The organism is Luteimonas mephitis DSM 12574, from assembly GCF_000422305.1.
Classification (GTDB): domain Bacteria; phylum Pseudomonadota; class Gammaproteobacteria; order Xanthomonadales; family Xanthomonadaceae; genus Luteimonas; species Luteimonas mephitis.
On sequence record NZ_KE383817.1, the window covers coordinates 90,810 to 106,656 of the forward strand.

Annotated in this window: 17 protein-coding genes and 1 pseudogene; 14 read left to right on the top strand and 4 right to left on the bottom strand. The window is 68.4% G+C overall.

Annotation, left to right across the window (positions count from 1 at the left end):
• Positions 1 to 52 precede the first annotated feature (52 nt).
• From H570_RS0114115 to H570_RS0114130, 3 genes and pseudogenes are all read right to left on the bottom strand, one after another.
• On the bottom strand, positions 53 to 901 hold the full coding sequence (locus tag H570_RS0114115; protein ID WP_027081309.1) for a sulfurtransferase: 849 nt from the start codon (positions 899 to 901) through the stop codon (positions 53 to 55).
• Positions 898 to 1,729 (bottom strand): annotated as a pseudogene (locus H570_RS17705) (NUDIX hydrolase). Before H570_RS17705 ends, H570_RS0114115 begins: the two are co-directional and overlap by 4 nt.
• A gap of 184 nt (positions 1,730 to 1,913) precedes the next feature.
• Positions 1,914 to 2,615, bottom strand: coding sequence for an FKBP-type peptidyl-prolyl cis-trans isomerase N-terminal domain-containing protein (locus H570_RS0114130; RefSeq protein WP_027081312.1), 702 nt, complete (start codon positions 2,613 to 2,615; stop codon positions 1,914 to 1,916).
• A 195-nt stretch (positions 2,616 to 2,810) separates the two neighbouring features.
• Between H570_RS0114130 and H570_RS0114135 the strand changes: the two genes are divergently transcribed.
• The 5 genes from H570_RS0114135 (at position 2,811) to pstS (H570_RS0114155) (ending at position 7,348) form a co-directional block, all read left to right on the top strand.
• Positions 2,811 to 3,593, top strand: coding sequence for an enoyl-CoA hydratase/isomerase family protein (locus H570_RS0114135; RefSeq protein ID WP_027081313.1), 783 nt, complete (start codon positions 2,811 to 2,813; stop codon positions 3,591 to 3,593).
• 46 nt (positions 3,594 to 3,639) lie between these two features.
• Complete coding sequence (locus tag H570_RS0114140; protein ID WP_417472974.1) at positions 3,640 to 4,014, top strand: hypothetical protein; 375 nt, start codon at positions 3,640 to 3,642, stop codon at positions 4,012 to 4,014.
• Positions 4,011 to 4,697, top strand: coding sequence for an endonuclease III (gene nth, locus H570_RS0114145; protein WP_027081315.1), 687 nt, complete (start codon positions 4,011 to 4,013; stop codon positions 4,695 to 4,697). The genes H570_RS0114140 and nth overlap by 4 nt, the downstream gene beginning before the upstream one ends.
• Before the next feature lie 245 nt (positions 4,698 to 4,942).
• On the top strand, positions 4,943 to 6,088 hold the full coding sequence (locus tag H570_RS0114150) for an OprO/OprP family phosphate-selective porin (RefSeq protein WP_027081316.1): 1,146 nt from the start codon (positions 4,943 to 4,945) through the stop codon (positions 6,086 to 6,088).
• Between the two features lie 240 nt (positions 6,089 to 6,328).
• Positions 6,329 to 7,348 carry a phosphate ABC transporter substrate-binding protein PstS gene (pstS, locus tag H570_RS0114155; protein ID WP_156899997.1) on the top strand — a complete coding sequence of 340 codons (1,020 nt, stop codon included), beginning with the start codon at positions 6,329 to 6,331 and terminating at the stop codon, positions 7,346 to 7,348.
• On the opposite strand, the gene H570_RS19000 is transcribed toward pstS (H570_RS0114155), so the two are convergent.
• On the bottom strand, positions 7,279 to 7,752 hold the full coding sequence (locus tag H570_RS19000) for a hypothetical protein (RefSeq protein ID WP_156899998.1): 474 nt from the start codon (positions 7,750 to 7,752) through the stop codon (positions 7,279 to 7,281). The genes pstS (H570_RS0114155) and H570_RS19000 overlap by 70 nt on opposite strands.
• 50 nt (positions 7,753 to 7,802) lie before the next feature.
• On the opposite strand from H570_RS19000, the gene pstS (H570_RS0114160) reads away from it, so the two are divergent.
• The 9 genes from pstS (H570_RS0114160) (at position 7,803) to rnt (ending at position 15,732) form a co-directional block, all read left to right on the top strand.
• Positions 7,803 to 8,900, top strand: a complete 1,098-nt coding sequence (gene pstS, locus H570_RS0114160; RefSeq protein ID WP_027081318.1) for a phosphate ABC transporter substrate-binding protein PstS — start codon at positions 7,803 to 7,805, stop codon at positions 8,898 to 8,900.
• A 21-nt stretch (positions 8,901 to 8,921) separates the two neighbouring features.
• On the top strand, positions 8,922 to 9,893 hold the full coding sequence (gene pstC / locus H570_RS0114165) for a phosphate ABC transporter permease subunit PstC (RefSeq protein ID WP_027081319.1): 972 nt from the start codon (positions 8,922 to 8,924) through the stop codon (positions 9,891 to 9,893).
• Positions 9,893 to 10,774, top strand: coding sequence for a phosphate ABC transporter permease PstA (pstA, locus tag H570_RS0114170; RefSeq protein WP_027081320.1), 882 nt, complete (start codon positions 9,893 to 9,895; stop codon positions 10,772 to 10,774). The genes pstC and pstA overlap by 1 nt, the downstream gene beginning before the upstream one ends.
• A gap of 38 nt (positions 10,775 to 10,812) precedes the next feature.
• The gene (pstB, locus tag H570_RS0114175; RefSeq protein WP_027081321.1) at positions 10,813 to 11,646 is read left to right on the top strand and encodes a phosphate ABC transporter ATP-binding protein PstB; all 834 of its coding nucleotides are present in this window, start codon (positions 10,813 to 10,815) and stop codon (positions 11,644 to 11,646) included.
• A 151-nt stretch (positions 11,647 to 11,797) separates the two neighbouring features.
• The gene (gene phoU / locus H570_RS0114180; protein ID WP_027081322.1) at positions 11,798 to 12,502 is read left to right on the top strand and encodes a phosphate signaling complex protein PhoU; all 705 of its coding nucleotides are present in this window, start codon (positions 11,798 to 11,800) and stop codon (positions 12,500 to 12,502) included.
• A 254-nt stretch (positions 12,503 to 12,756) separates the two neighbouring features.
• Positions 12,757 to 13,227, top strand: coding sequence for an HvfA family oxazolone/thioamide-modified RiPP metallophore (locus H570_RS17710; RefSeq protein ID WP_051176441.1), 471 nt, complete (start codon positions 12,757 to 12,759; stop codon positions 13,225 to 13,227).
• 60 nt (positions 13,228 to 13,287) lie between these two features.
• The gene (locus H570_RS0114190) at positions 13,288 to 14,130 is read left to right on the top strand and encodes an HvfB family MNIO-type RiPP peptide maturase (RefSeq protein ID WP_027081323.1); all 843 of its coding nucleotides are present in this window, start codon (positions 13,288 to 13,290) and stop codon (positions 14,128 to 14,130) included.
• Complete coding sequence (locus H570_RS0114195) at positions 14,120 to 14,926, top strand: HvfC family RiPP maturation protein (protein WP_051176483.1); 807 nt, start codon at positions 14,120 to 14,122, stop codon at positions 14,924 to 14,926. Before H570_RS0114190 ends, H570_RS0114195 begins: the two co-directional genes overlap by 11 nt.
• A gap of 137 nt (positions 14,927 to 15,063) precedes the next feature.
• Positions 15,064 to 15,732 carry a ribonuclease T gene (gene rnt / locus H570_RS17715; RefSeq protein WP_051176442.1) on the top strand — a complete coding sequence of 223 codons (669 nt, stop codon included), beginning with the start codon at positions 15,064 to 15,066 and terminating at the stop codon, positions 15,730 to 15,732.
• Positions 15,733 to 15,847: the final 115 nt, after the last annotated feature.

A 15,847-nucleotide genomic window follows, 5' to 3' on the forward strand; every position in this document is an offset into this window, starting at 1 on the left:
CGTTGCCGGTAAGGCGATCGCGCAATACAACGATCGCGCCCGTGGGGCGCTCCTACGGGCCGGTTGCGACCGGGCGCTGCGGATCCTCGATCCAGCCGCTCCACGAGCCGGTGAACAGCTTCGCGCCGGGCAGTCCGGCGTGCTCCATCGCCAGCAGGTGGTGGCAGGCAGTGACGCCCGAACCGCACATCACCACCACGTCGTCGGCTCGGTGCGGGCCGAGCAGTTCGCGGAATTCCCCGGCCAGCTGTTCGCGCGACTTGAAGCGGCCGCCGGCGAGGTTGTCGGCATAGGGACGGTTGACCGCGCCGGGCACGTGGCCGGCGACGCGGTCGATCGGTTCGACATCGCCGCGGAAACGTTCGCGCGCACGCGCGTCGACCAGCATCCCGCCGTGCGCCAGGTGCGCCTGCACCTGCGTTGCGTCGAGCAGGCGATTGCCATCGAAGCGTTCGGTGCGGGCAACGCGGGTGACGTCACGCACGCCGGTCTGGGTGGGCAGGCCGAGCGCCATCCAGCGCGCCCAGCCGCCGTCGAGCACGGCGGCGCGTTGGTGGCCCAGCGCGCGCAGCAGGAACCACAGCCGCGCCGCGTGCGCGCCGTCGCCGTCGTCGTACGCCACTACCTGGTGGTCGGGGGTGATGCCCCAGTCGCCCAGGCGCGCGTCGAAATCCGCCGCGTCGGGCCACGGGTGGCGGCCGCCGCCGCGCTTGCGATGGTCGGACAGGTCGCGGTCCAGGTGCGCGTACAGCGCACCGGGCAGGTGCGAGGCGGCATACGCGGCCGGGCCGGCCTCGGGGGCCGCCAGCGAGAACCGGCAATCGAGCACGACCAGGTCGTCGCGATCAAGCGCGCCGGCCAGCGTTCCGGCATCCACCAGCGTGGTCCACGGCGTGGTCATGGCAGTCGCTCCAGTCTTTCGCGCAGGTTGAACAGGATCGAGGCGGTCGCGCCCCAGATGCGCTGCGAAGGCGCGGCCGGCGGGCGCAGGAACTCGAGCACCTTGCGATTGCGGCCACGATAGTCGATGGCGATGTGCTGCAGGTTGCCGGGCGCCATCAGCCAGTCCAGCGGCACTTCGAACACGTCCGACACTTCCGACGGGTCGGGCACGGCGACGAAGGCCGGATCGATCCACGCCACCACCGGCAGCACGCGGAAGCCGGTGATCGTGGCCAGCGGATCGAGATAGCCCAGCGGCCGCGCCTGCGACCGGGCAAGCCCGACCTCTTCGGAGGCTTCGCGCAGGGCGGCGGCCACCACGTCGGCGTCGGCGTCCTCGACCTTGCCGCCGGGAAAGCTGACCTGCCCGGGGTGATGGCGCAGCGCGTCGGTGCGCCGGGTCAGCAGCACGCGCAGCCCGGGCGCCCGCGGCACCAGCGGGACCAGCACCGCCGCCTCCGCGACGGCCGCCTGCGGCAGCAGCAGGTCGTCCAGTTCACCGTGGTTCCAGGCGTCGCCGGTTGGCAGCGCCGCCAGCGGGTACAGCGCCTCGCGCAGGCGCGACAGGGTGATCGGTGCGGTGGAGCCGGAAACCATCGAATCAGCCCCGCCGTGCTTCCCGTTCGGGCAGCACGGTTTCCATCAGCCGCAGGCGCTCGTCATCGTCCATCCGGATCCAGCCTGCGATTTCGGCGGTCGTGCGGTGGCAGCCGTGGCAGTAGCCGTCGTCGGCCATCGTGCAAACGCCGGTGCACGGGCTGAGCACGGCGCGGAATACGGAGTTCATTGCTTCCTTCTGCTCGATGCGCGGCAGGTGCGCGCATGAAAAAGGCTGCGTCGAGGTGATCGACGCAGCCCGGTGACATCAGGTGACCGGATGTTCCGGCCAGGATGCGTACCCGTTCATTGTAGCCCCCGCCTGCGCGGAGGTGGCCCATCGGCAAAGGCGCGCTGAAGCGCGCGCCGATGCGTCACTTGACGCTGACGAGCTGGACGTCGAACACCACGGCCTGGTTCGGGCCGATCGGCGATTCGGGCGTGTTGCCATAGGCCTGGTCGGCCGGCAGCACCACTTCCCAGCGCGAGCCGGCGGGCATCTGCAGCAGCGCTTCGCGCAGGCCGACCAGCGGCACCTGGCTGACCTTCAGGCTGACCGGGCCGGGCTTCTGGCCCTGCGGCGGGCTGAAGGTATCGACGAAGGTCTGGCCGGTGGGCAGCGCGCCCTTGTAGTTGATCTGCACTTCGCTGGCCTGGGTGGGCTTGGCGCCGGTGCCGTTGGTGACGACGCGGTACTGCACGCCGCTGGGCAGCGTCTTCACGCCAGCCTTGGCCTTGTTCTGCGCCAGGAAGGCGTCGCTCTTGGCCTTGTTGGCGGCCGATGCCTTGTCGAATTCCGCCTTGGCCTTGGCCATCTGGCGCTTCTGCATGTTCTGCACCGCGGTGCGCAGTTGCTCGACCGGAACCGTCGGTTCCTTCTTGGCGTAGCCGTCCTGGACGGCCTTGATCACGGTGTTGACGTCGACGGCTTCGCCGCTTTCGATCAGGTTGCGGCCGAGGTCATAACCGAGCGCGTAGCTCAACTGGCCTTTCTCGGACGAGGTGTCCTGGGCCGATGCAGAGCCGGCGACCAGGGTCAGAGCCGCGAGGGCGGCGGCGAGCAAACGCAACTTCATTCGGTGGATCTCCAGGATGTGGTCCGTAAGGGTCCGGCATGTGGGCGGGCCATCATGCAATTGGGGCGGTCGAGCCGCCCCATTTGGACGGGGTAGGATAACGGCCGCAGGGCTTAACCGCCACTGACGACCGCCTTCCGACCCGCGCCGGCCCGGCAAGTTCCGCAAGCCGGCGCTCGCTCACGAGACAGCCCCATGCCCGACTCCCCCCTGCTGATCGCCGACCACGATGCGGTCCGCCTGATCACCGTCCACCGCCCGGACAAGCTGAATGCGCTGAACGCCGCCACCCTGGACGCGCTGCACGCCGCCTTCGATGCCGCGGCCGCGGACGATTCGGTCCGCGCCGTGGTGCTGACCGGCACCGGCCCGAAAGCCTTCGTCGCCGGCGCCGACATCGCCGAAATGGCCGGGCTGACGCCGGTGCAGGCGCGCGATTTCTCGCTGCGCGGCCAGCGGATGATGCGGCGCGTGGAGAAAATGCCCAAGCCGGTGATCGCGATGATCAACGGCTTCGCGCTGGGCGGCGGCCTGGAACTGGCGATGTGCTGCCACCTGCGCATCGCCGCGGATTCCGTCAAGGTCGGGCAGCCGGAGATCAACCTGGGCCTGATTCCCGGCTTCGGCGGCACCCAGCGGCTGCTGCGCCTGGCCGGGCGCGCCGCGGTGCTCGAGCTGTGCCTGGCCGGCGCCCCGGTCGACGCCGCGCGCGCGCAGCAGCTTGGCATCGTCAACCGGGTGGTGCCGGCGGCCGAACTGGAAGCCGAAACCATGGCGCTGGCCGCGCAGCTGGCCGCCGCGGCGCCGCTGGCGCTGCGCGGCATCCTCGACTGCGTCAACGTCGGCGCCGAGTGCAGCCTCGAGGAAGCACTGGAATACGAAAGCGCGCAGTTCGGCCTGGTGTTCTCCACCGACGACATGCGCGAAGGCACGCGCGCCTTCCTCGAACGCCGCAAGCCGGCATTCCGCGGCCACTGACGCACGGCGCGATGACCGTCCACCTGCGCGCCCCTGGAATCCCGACGTGACCGCCTGCCCTGCCTGCAACGACACCGGCGCCACGCTGGCCGGGAAGCTCGCGGGCCTGCTGCGCGAGGGTGACGTTGATGCGGCGATCGAAGCGGGGCTGATGGATTTCATCCCCTGCCCGGAATGCACCCGACGCGGCGCCCACGCCGATGCGCACGCGCTGGTCGCCGACGCGCAGCAGCGCCTGCGCGATGCCTGGGCGGCACGCGACCGCCATCGCGCCCGCGATGCGCGCCTGCAACGTCGTGCCGCCGAGCGCGCCGCCCGGCGAGCGCCCGCGGCAACGACCGACACGCGCAAGCCCGCTCTACCACCGGCTGCGGCAGCGGCGCTGGCGCGCGCCAAGGCCAGGGCCGCGCAGAAGCCATGAGTCCGGCACCGAAGGCTGCGCGACGCAGCCGCAACCTGTCCCCCGCCGAAGTGCACGAACTGTTCGCGCGGCTGAAGGAACTCGACCCGAAGCCGACCACCGAACTGGCCTACTCGACATCGTTCGAACTGCTGGTCGCGGTGATCCTGTCCGCGCAGGCCACGGACGTGGGCGTCAACAAGGCCACGCAACGGCTGTTCCCGGTCGCCAATACGCCTGCGCAGCTCGTCGCGCTGGGCGTCGAAGGGCTCAAGCCGTACATCTCCACCATCGGCCTGTACAACGCCAAGGCCGCGAACGTGGTGGCGATGTCGCGGCAGCTCCTGGACCTGCATGGCGGTGAAGTCCCACGCACCCGCGAAGCGCTCGAAGCGCTGCCCGGGGTCGGCCGCAAGACCGCCAACGTGGTGCTCAACACCGCGTTCGGCGAACCGACCATCGCGGTGGATACCCACATCTTCCGCGTGTCCAACCGCACCGGCCTGGCGCGCGGCAAGGACGTGCGCGCGGTGGAGGACCGGCTGCTCAGGGTCGTGCCCGCCGAGTATCGGCATGATGCGCACCACTGGCTGATCCTGCACGGCCGCTACACCTGCAAGGCACGCAAGCCGGATTGCCCGCGCTGCGTAATCCGCGACCTGTGCCGGTTCCCCGACAAGACCGCCGGCGATCCCGAAGATTGAAAGGATGCCGCTGTCATGCGCCGATCATCGGGGCGAAACATGACGTCGCCACGCAGCCGTGCGCGGCCCCGGACCGGCGATGCGCATGTCTCGCGATTCGCGGCGGCTGCGCCCCCTCGCCGGCAACGACAGCCGCTGCCAGGGGCGTGGTGCGATCGGACGCATCCGGCTTCTTCCTGTCACGCCAACGAAATATTCACGCCATAGTCTGCGCGGCGTCTCCTCTCCACGCCCCAGGGCACGCCATGAACCTTCCCCGCCTCACCCTCAGCCTCGCCTTGCTCGCCGCGCTCGCGGCACCCGCCGCCCGCGCCGAAATCACGATCGATTCGATCGCCGGTTCCGATGTCAGCCTCGAAGGGCTGATCCAGGCCGACGGCAACTGGTTCAACAACGACCTGGCCGACCTCAACGGCATCGGCAACAACGGCAAGGACAGCGAGTTCGAGCTGCGCCGCGCCGAGATCGTCCTCAAGGGCAAGGGCCCGGGCAACTACGAATGGGTCATCGGCTACGACGCCAAGGCCGACAAGTTCCTCGACGCAAACGTCAAGTACAAGCTCGGCGGCAACGGCAGCCACTTCGTGCAGGTGGGCCAGTTCAAGCAGCCCAACAGCATGGAAGAGTCGTCCTCGACCAAGAACAACGACTTCATCTCCAAGTCCGTGGCCACCAACACCTATGCGATCGGGCGCAGGCTCGGCGTTGGCTACGGTTTCGGCACCGACAGCTGGAGCATCAACGCCAGCTACTTCGGCCGCGAACTCACCCGCAACCTCGCCCATGGCAGCGGTTACGGCCTGCGTGGCACCTGGGCGCCGATCAACGAGAAGGGCAACATCGTGCACATCGGCCTGGCGTACGCAAACTACGACACCGACGCCGACACCTTCCGCCTGCGTGCACGCCCGGATGCCGACCTCGCCAGCGTGCGCCTGGTCGACACCGGCAACATGACCGACACCGACCGCGTCGCGACCACCAGCCTCGAGGCCATGTGGATAAACGGGCCGTTCAAGCTGCAGGGCGAGTACTACACCAGCGACATCAAGCGCCTGGCCAACAGCGACTACACCAGTACCGCGGGCTATATCCAGGGACTCTGGAACATCACCGGCGAAACCTGGGGCTACAAGGGCGGCGTGCCTTCAACGCCGCTGCCCAGCGAACCCGGCAGCGGCATGTGGCAGCTGGGCCTGCGCTACGACACCATCGACCTCAACGACGGCGCGGTCGAGGGCGGCAAGATGAACACCTGGACCGCAGGCGTGAACTGGTACTGGCGTTCCAACTTCAAGTTCGCGCTGAACTACGTGAAGGTCAACAGCGAACGCCAGGGCCTGAGCGACGACCCGGACATCGTCGAGGCGCGCGCCCAGTTTTACTGGTAAGGCGACGGGTTCGCCCTCACCCGTCCTGCGGGGGCGCGGCGGCAGCCGCGCCCCTTTTTTTTGCTCCTTTTCCCGGCTGGCGGAAAAGGGGCTCATTGGTGATCCCACCGATGAAATGAAGCGCCCGCGACACCCGGCGTCATCGAACCGACACATGCAAGACATGGCGCTGTCACGTCGGAGATATGAAATGCATCGCGAGCGGGCAAGGCCCGTCAGCATCCACTCCAGGAGTCATCCGTGCGCACACCCTCCATCCTCCATGCCGCCGTCGCCAGCGCGGCCCTCGCCTTCACCTTCAACGCGCAGGCCGCGGACGTCACCGGCGCCGGCGCTTCGTTCATCTATCCGGTCATGAGCAAGTGGTCTTCGGATTACAACAAGGCCACCGGCAAGCAGGTCAACTACCAGTCGATCGGCTCCGGCGGCGGCATCGCCCAGATCAAGGCCGGCACCGTGGACTTCGGTTCGTCCGACGCGCCGCTCAAGCCGGAGGAGCTGGAGAAATTCGGCCTCGCCCAGTTTCCGTCGGTGATCGGCGGCGTGGTGCCGGTGGTGCACGTCAAGGGCATCGAATCGGGCGCGATGAAGCTCGACGGCGAAACCCTGGCCAACATCTTCCTCGGCAAGGTCAGGAAGTGGAACGACCCGGCCATCGTCGCGCTCAACGGCGGCGTGCAGCTGCCCGACAAGAAGATCACCGTGGTCCATCGCTCCGACGGTTCCGGCACTACGTTCAACTTCGTCAACTACCTGTCGAAGGTGAGCCCGGCGTGGCAGTCAACGGTCGGAGAAGGCACGTCGGTCAAATGGCCGACCGGCATCGGCGGCAAGGGCAACGAGGGCGTGGCCGCCTACGTCAAGCAGATCGATGGCGGCATCGGCTATGTCGAGCTGTCGTACGCGCTGCAGAACAAGCTGACTTTCACCCGCCTGAAGAATGCCGCCGGCAACTTCGTGCAACCGCGCGACGAGACCTTCTCCGCCGCGGCCGCCAGCGCCGACTGGGCCAGCGCGAAGGACTTCCACCTGGTGATGACCAACGCGCCGGGCGAAAACTCCTGGCCCATCACCGCCACCAACTTCATCCTCATGTACAAGCAGCCGAAGAACGCCGCCAGCGCGAAGAACGCGAGGGAGTTCTTCCAGTGGGTCTATGCCAGCGGCGACGAACAGGCCAAGGCGCTCGACTACGTGCCGCTGCCCGATGAACTGGTGACGCAGATCGAGGCGTACTGGTCGCAGAACATGGCGTACTGAGCGACGCCTCCGGCACGACGTAGCAGACGGGTCGCCCCCGACCCGGGTTTTACCTCCATTCGGGTTTCTCTCTCCTTGATGCGGGCCTTCGGGCCCGCTTTTTTTTCTTCGCTTGATGCTTGGGAAGGACTTGTCCCATCAAGCTTGCCGGAAAGAGCCAGGCTCCCTGCTTTTTCGCCTTTGGAACCACCGTCCAGATCTGGACGACGGGTGCGAATGCCCTTTGGTGCGAACTCAAGGAGGAGGCGTCGGCCGGAGGCCGACGCCGGGGGACATTCGCGCCGAAGGGCATTCGCGCCCGGTGCGCCCACCATCCCGCGGAACGGCTGAAGTCCCCACATGGCTTCGATATCGCCGATGACGATTGCGGCGCCACTGTCATCGTGGTGTAACAAAAACATCATTTCATGTGCGCATCCCCAGCAGGCGCGACCGCGCCCCACACGGAGCCCACATGAACACGTCGATCTTCCGCACCACCACGCTCGCCCTGTCCACCCTGCTGTTCGTCGCGGCTTGCCAGCCCACGGGCGACCAGGCGCCGGCAGGCGAGGCCAGCGCTCCGGGCGCCAGCGGCGGCACCGGAGCCGGCGACAAGGTCGCGGCCAACATCACCGGCGCCGGCGCCACCTTCATCTATCCGCTGATCTCCAAGTGGTCGTCCGACTACAACAAGGCGACCGGCAACAAGGTCAACTACCAGTCGATCGGCTCCGGCGGCGGCATCGCCCAGATCAAGGCCGGCACGGTCGATTTCGGTTCGTCCGATGCGCCGCTGTCGAGCGAGGAGCTGGCCGAAGCCGGCCTCGGCCAGTTCCCCTCGGCCATCGGCGGCGTGGTGCCGGTGGTCAACCTGGAAGGCTTCGAGCCCGGCAAGCTGCGCGTCACCGGCGCCGTGCTCGGCGACATCTACCTGGGCAAGGTCGCCAGCTGGAACGACCCGGCAATCGCCGCGCTCAACCCGGGCGTCGCCCTGCCCGACCTGAAGATCAACCTCGTGCATCGTTCCGACGGCTCGGGCACCACCTTCAACTTCACCAACTACCTGTCCAAGGTCAATCCGGAGTGGAAGTCCAGGGTCGGCGAAGGCAAGTCGGTGCAGTGGACCGGCGGCGTCGGCGGCAAGGGCAACGAAGGCGTGGCCTCGTACGTGCAGCAGATCAAGGGCTCCATCGGCTACATCGAACTGGCCTACGCGCTGCAGAACAGGATGAACTACCTGTCGATGCAGAACGCCGCCGGCAACTGGGTGCAGCCCAACGCCGCGACGTTCCAGGCCGCGGCCGCGGGTGCCGACTGGAAGAACGCCAGCGACTTCAACCTGGTCATCACCAACGCGCCCGGCGACCAGGCCTGGCCGATCACCGCCACCAATTTCATCCTGATGTACAAGCAGCCGCAGGATGCGCAGCGCTCGGCCAACGCGCTGGCCTTCTTCAAGTGGGCCTTCGAGAACGGCCAGCAGCAGGCCGAAGCGCTCGACTACGTGGCCCTGCCGCCGGAGCTGGTGCAGCAGATCGAGGCCTACTGGTCGACCGAGTTCGCCAGGTAATCGCACGCCACCGGCCTCCCGATGAACGCATCCGTCCTCTCCACCGCCGTCGCACCCACCGGGCGCGACGTGCGGGATGCCCGCAACGACAGGCTGTTCCGCCGCACCCTGGCCGCGGCGGTCGTGTTCGTGCTGGTCGCACTGGCCGGCGCGGCGCTGTCGATGCTCTGGGGCGGGCGCGAGGTCCTCGCGCACGAGGGGCTGGGCTTCTTCCTTTCAGCCGAATGGAACCCGGTCGAGAACAGGTACGGCGCGCTGGCGCCTATCTACGGCACCGTCGTCACCGCCATCATCGCGATGTTGATCGGCGTGCCGATCAGCTTCGGCATCGCGCTGTTCCTCACCGAAGTCGCGCCGCGCTGGCTGCGCGGGCCGGTGGGCACGGCGATCGAACTGCTCGCCGGCATTCCCTCGATCATCTACGGCATGTGGGGCCTGTTCGTGCTGGTGCCGGTGATGACCGAGCACGTCACGCCGTGGCTCAACGACCACCTGGGAACGCTGCCGCTGATCGGCGCGCTGTTCCAAGGGCCGCCACTGGGCATCGGCATCCTCACCGCGGGATTCGTGCTGGCAATCATGGTGATCCCGTTCGTCACCTCGGTGATGCGCGAGGTGTTCCTCACCGTGCCGACGCGGCTGAAGGAATCGGCCTATGCGCTCGGCTCCACGCGCTGGGAAGTCAGCTGGGACATCGTGCTGCCGTACACGCGCTCGGCGGTGATCGGCGGCATCTTCCTTGGCCTGGGCCGTGCGCTCGGCGAAACGATGGCGGTGGCCTTCGTGGTCGGCAACGCGGTGCGGCTGTCGCCCTCGCTGCTGGAGCCCGGCACCACCATCGCCGCGCTGATTGCCAACGACTTCGGCGAGGCCACGGAGACCTACCGCTCGGCGCTGCTGCTGCTCGGCTTCGTGCTGTTCATCGTCACCTTCGTGGTGCTGGCGCTGGCGCGACTGATGCTGGCGCAGCTGGCGCGCCGGGAGGGCAACTGATGAACGCCGTCTCACGCGAATTCGCCGTCGCCGACCGGCTCTACACGCGCCGCAAGCTGCTCAACCGGGCCGCGCTGACGCTCTCGTGCGTGGCCGCGGTGTTCGGGTTGGTCTTCCTGGCGTGGATCCTGTGGACGCTGGTGGCCAAGGCCGCCGGCGGCATCAACCTGGCGCTGTTCACCCAGATGACACCGCCACCGATGGAAACGGGCGGACTGCTCAACGCCTTCTTCGGCAGCGCGGTGATGTGCGGGCTGGCGATCGCGATGGGCACGCCGCTGGGCGTGGCGGCTGGCACCTGGCTGGCCGAGTACGGCAACGCGCGCAAGGTCGGCACGGTGGTGCGTTTCGTCAACGACATCCTGCTGTCGGCGCCGTCGATCGTGCTGGGCCTGTTCGTCTACACCCTGGTGGTGATGCAGACCGGCGGCAACTTCTCGGCCCTGGCCGGCGCGATCTCGCTGGCCTTCATCGTGCTGCCGGTGGTGGTGCGCACCACCGACGAGATGCTGCGCCTCGTCCCGGTGCAGATGCGCGAGGCTGCGCTCTCACTCGGCGTGCCGCAATGGAAGGTGATCGTGCAGGTGCTGTACCGCAGCGCGTCGGCGGGCATCGTCACCGGCATCCTGCTCGCGCTCGCCCGCATCAGCGGCGAGACCGCGCCGCTGCTGTTCACCGCCTTCGGCAACCAGTACTGGAATGGCAACGTCATGCAGCCGATGGCGAGCGTTCCGGTGGTGATGTACCAGTTCGCCGGCAGCCCCTACGAGACCTGGCAGCAGCTGGCCTGGGCCGGTGCGCTGGTGCTCACGGTGTTCGTGCTGCTGGTCAGCCTCGGCGCGCGCGCCCTACTGCTTCGCAAGCGCATCGTCAACGACTGAAGATCGCCATGTTCACCTCTTCCTCCCGGAACAACGCCATGAACGACCTCCACGCCACTGACGTCGCGTCGCCGCGGATCGCCGTCGCCACGACCGCCCGCACGGCAGGCGCGGCGGCGCCGGTCAAGCTGGCCGCGCGCGGCCTGAACTTCCATTACGACAGGTTCCACGCGCTGAAGGACATCGACCTGGAGATCCCGGAGAAGCGCGTGACCGCGCTGATCGGGCCGTCGGGCTGCGGCAAGTCGACCCTGCTGCGCATCTTCAACCGCATCTACGCGCTCTACCCGAAGCTGGTCGCCAGCGGCCAGGTACTGCTCGACGGCGAGGACATCCTGTCGCCGAAGTACCCGATGAACCGGCTGCGCAGCAAGGTGGGCATGGTGTTCCAGAAGCCGGTGCCGTTCCCGATGACGATCTTCGAGAACATCGCCTACGCGATCCGCCACCACGAGAAACTGTCGAAGGCGGAGATGGCCGTTCGCGTCGAGCAGGCGCTGCGCCAGGCGGCGCTGTGGGACGAGGTCAAGGACAAGCTCGGCCAGAGCGCGCTGGGCCTGTCCGGCGGCCAGCAGCAGCGGCTGTGCATCGCCCGCGCGGTGGCGCTCAAGCCCGACGTGCTGCTGCTCGACGAACCGACCTCGGCGCTGGACCCGATCTCCACCAGCCGCATCGAACAGCTGGTCGAGGAGCTGAAGGTCGATTACACCATCGCCATCGTCACCCACAACATGCAGCAGGCCGCGCGCGTGTCCGACTTCACCGCCTTCATGTATCTGGGCGACCTGGTCGAGCACGGGCCGACGGAGACGATCTTCTCCAACCCCTCGAAGCGGCAGACCGAGGACTACATCACGGGGCGGTTTGGGTGAGGGGACGCGCCCGGCCGATGCCCTATCGGCATCGGCTGCGTCCCCGAACGCCCGGCCATGGATGGCCGGGCCGGGCGACCCGAAGCCCACGTCGTTTCGCCATGGATGGCAGCAGCGGACCATCGAGCCAAGCCCTCATCCAGGACACACCATGACCACCCAACCCCACGACCACATCGTCAAAAGCCACGACGAGGAGCGCAACCGCGTCATCGGCGAGATCCTGCGCATGGGCGAGATGGCCGCGTCGCAGCTTGAGGCCGCGCTGGACGTGGTCGAGCGCCGCGACGACCGCGCCGCCGAGCGCATCGTCGCCAACGATGAAGCCATCGATGCGCTGGAAACCACGATCAGCCACGACGCCATGACCCTGGCGCTGCGCGGGCCGATGGCGCGCGACCTGCGCGAGATCCTCGCCACGCTGCGCATCGCCTCGGACATCGAGCGCATCGGCGACTACGCGGCCAACGTCGCCAAGCGCTCAAAGGCGCTGAACCTGTCGCCGCCGTTGCCGCACATCCGCGGCCTGCACGCGCTGGGCATGCTGGCGGTGCGCCAGGTGCGGGCGGTGCTGGAGGCCTATCGCGACAACGACGCCGAGGCGGCGCAGCGGGTGCGCGCCCGCGACGCGGAACTCGATGCCGAGTACACCGGCCTGTTCCGCGAACTGCTGACCTACATGATGGAAGACGCGCGCGCGATCACACCGTGCACCCACCTGCTGTTCATGGCCAAGAATCTGGAGCGCATCGGCGACCACGCCACCAACATCGCCGAGAACATCTGGTTCCAGGTCCACGCCGACGCCCCGCTGCCGCCGCGCGAGAAGCGCGACGAGACCAACACCGCCACGTGAGGCAGGCCGACGATTGCTCCGCGCGCGAAACCAGTCGATGCCCATCCCAGCGCCCCGAGGCAGGCACGGAACTGATCGCAACCTGTACACGTGTCGATCTCCTCGGCCGCTGCGGCGGCGCGTCGCCCGGCCTGCCTGAAGGCTTGCCATGCACCGGCCGATGCCCGGCCGGCCAGGACGAATCGCACGCACGGCATCGGGTTAACATCGCCACTCCACACCCGGGCCCCCGCCCGTACCCCAGGAGAGAAGCCATGTCCCAGAACAGGAAACCCGTCGCGCTCGCCATCGGCGCCACCCTTGCCAGCGGACTGATGCTGTCCGGCTCCGCATTCGCCTCCACCCCGCTCGCCCAGGGCTACCTGCTCGGCGCGCAGGAAGCCGCCCCGGCCGAAAAGGCGAAGGAAGGTTCCTGCGGCGCGGACAAGATGAAGGAAGGCTCCTGCGGCGCCGGCAAGATGAAGGAAGGCAAGTGCGGCGTCGCCGCGATGGACTCGGACAAGGACGGCAAGATCTCGCGTGACGAATTCGCAGCCGCGCACGCCGGCAAGACCGACAAGTTCGACGGCATCGACACCAACAAGGACGGCTTCATCGACGACGCCGAACACAAGGCGCACCACGAAGGTCGCTGCGGCTCCGACAAGAAGGCCGGCGACGCAAAAGCGGGCGACAAGGCCGGCATGGAAGGCAAGTGCGGCGAGGGCAAGTGCGGCGGGATGTGATGCACGCGCTTCATCACCGGCTGCACGCTGCCACCGGGCGACGCTGACGCGCCCGCGGCCATGGGCCTGAAAGACGACAGCGTGGGCCTGGGCCTGCGGCGCTCCCTGCTGGGAGCGTTGCAGGCCGCACCGGCCGGCACGTTCGACTTCCTCGAAGCCGCGCCGGAGAACTGGATCGGCGTCGGCGGCGCGCTGGGCGACGCATTCGCCGCGCTCGCCGCGCGCCATCCGCTGGTCTGCCACGGCCTGTCGCTGTCGCTTGGCGGCCCGGCCGAGCTCGACGAGACCTTCCTGCGCCGGCTGCGCCGCTTCCTCGACGCGCACGACGTCGCGATCTACAGCGAACACCTGAGCGCCTGCGGCGACAGCCACGGCCAGCTCTACGACCTGCTGCCGCTGCCGTTCACCGAGGAAGCGGTCGCCCATGTCGCCGCGCGCATCCGCCAGGCGCAGGACCTCCTCGGCCGGCGCATCGCGGTGGAGAACATTTCCTACTACGCCGCGCCGTTCCAGACGATGGCCGAGATCGATTTCGTCAACGCCGTGCTCGCCGAAGCCGACTGCGAACTGCTGCTCGACGTCAACAACATCATCGTCAACGCCACCAACCACGGCTACGACGCCAGCGGTTTCCTGCGCGCCCTGCCCTCCGCGCGGATCCGCTACATCCACGTTGCAGGCCATCGCGACGAGGCGCCCGACCTGAAGATCGACACCCACGGCGCCGCCGTGTCCGACCCGGTCTGGGCGCTGCTGGCGGAGGCCTACCGCATCCACGGCCGCCGGCCGACGCTGCTGGAGCGCGACTTCAACTTCCCGCCGTTCGCGGAGCTCGTCGACGAACTCGGCATCGTGCGCCAGCACCTCGCGGATGCCGGAAGCGGAGCGCGCCATGTCGCCTGAAAGCTCCCCGGCGCCATCGCCCGGCGGCGCGCTGCAGGCGCAGCTCGACGCGCTCGCGGCATGGATCCGCGAACCGGCCACCCACGCGCCACCGCCCGGCATCGAGCAACGGCGCCTGGATGTCTACCGCGAACTGTTCTTCAACAATGTTTCCGGCCTGCTGGGCGGCAACTTCCCGGTGCTGCGGCGCATCCACGGCGACGCTGCCTGGCAGGCGCTCGTGCATGCGTTCTACCGCGACCATGGCAGCCGCACGCCGCTGTTCACCGAGCTGCCGCGCGAGTTCCTGCGCTTCCTCGAATCACGCGATGAAGACCTGGCGATGCCGTGGCTGCGCGAACTGGCGCACTACGAATGGGTGGAGCTTGCGCTGCAGATCAGCGAGGCGACGCGCGACGACATCCCGCACGACCCGCTCGACAAGCCCGGGGCGGATCCGGCGCAGGCATTGCTGGCCGGACGTCCGCTGCCCTCGCCGCTGGCCTGGCCGCTGGCGTACGCCTGGCCGGTGCACCGCATCGGACCGGACCACCGGCCGCTGGAGAGGCCCGCCGAGCCGACCCTGCTGCTGCTGCGTCGCGAATCCGATGGCCGCGTGAGCTTCCACACCCTCGGCGCGCTGACGTTCCGGCTGCTGCAGCGGCTGGATCAGGCGCCGGGCCTGTCGGGGCGCGAGCAGCTGCTTGCGCTCGCCGCCGAAGCCGGCGCGGGCGATGCCGGCACCTTCCTCCACGACGGCGCCGCGATGCTGGCCCAGCTGCATCGCGAAGGCACGATCCTCGGCACCCGCCTGTAGGAGCGCCCCATGGGCGCGATGCGTTTTCCGGCATGGTCTCGCGCCCATGGGGCGCTCCTACGCCGCCGACGGCTTTTCTCCGGTTACCAATCGGCATCCCACCACGCTGCAAAAGACCGTCTGCTAGGCTTGACACGATGACGCAGACCGACGCCGCCGCACCCGCCTTCCGCAGGATGTCAGAGCGCTTCCGCGGCTACCTGCCCGTGGTGGTCGACGTGGAGACCGGCGGCTTCGACTGGAACCGCCACGCGCTGCTGGAAATCGCCGCGATCCCGCTTGAACTCGACGACGCCGGTGAACTGGTGCCCGGCGAGGTCGCCAGCGCCCACGTCATCCCCGCGCCCGGCACCGAGATCGATCCGAAATCGCTGGAAGTCACCGGCATCGACCTCGACCATCCGTTCCGCTTCGCCAAACCCGAACGCGAGGCCCTCGACCACATCTTCGCCGCGGTGCGCGAAGCCGTGCGCAGGCACGAATGCCAGCGCGCGATCCTGGTCGGCCACAACGCCCACTTCGACCTCCACTTCCTCAATGCCGCGGTCGCGCGGGTGGGCCACAAGCGCAATCCCTTCCACCCGTTCAGCGTGTTCGACACGGTGACCCTGGCCGGCGTGGCCTACGGCCAGACCGTGCTCGCGCGCGCGGTAAGGGCCGCAGGTCTGGAGTGGAACAGCGAGGAAGCACATTCGGCCGTCTACGACACCGAACGCACCGCGCAGGTGTTCTGCAGGATCGCCAATGCCTGGCCGCGGGCGATGGCCGGCGGCGCCGCACGCGCCGCACGACCCGCGACCCCGTAGGAGCGGCGGAAGCCGCGAGCCTTGGTTCCCCTGCAAAGGTGGGAAGGCTTGGGAAGGTCACTTGGGCTCAGCGCAAACCGCGGCCCCCGCGCAGCCTTTTCCGGCTACTGCGGGT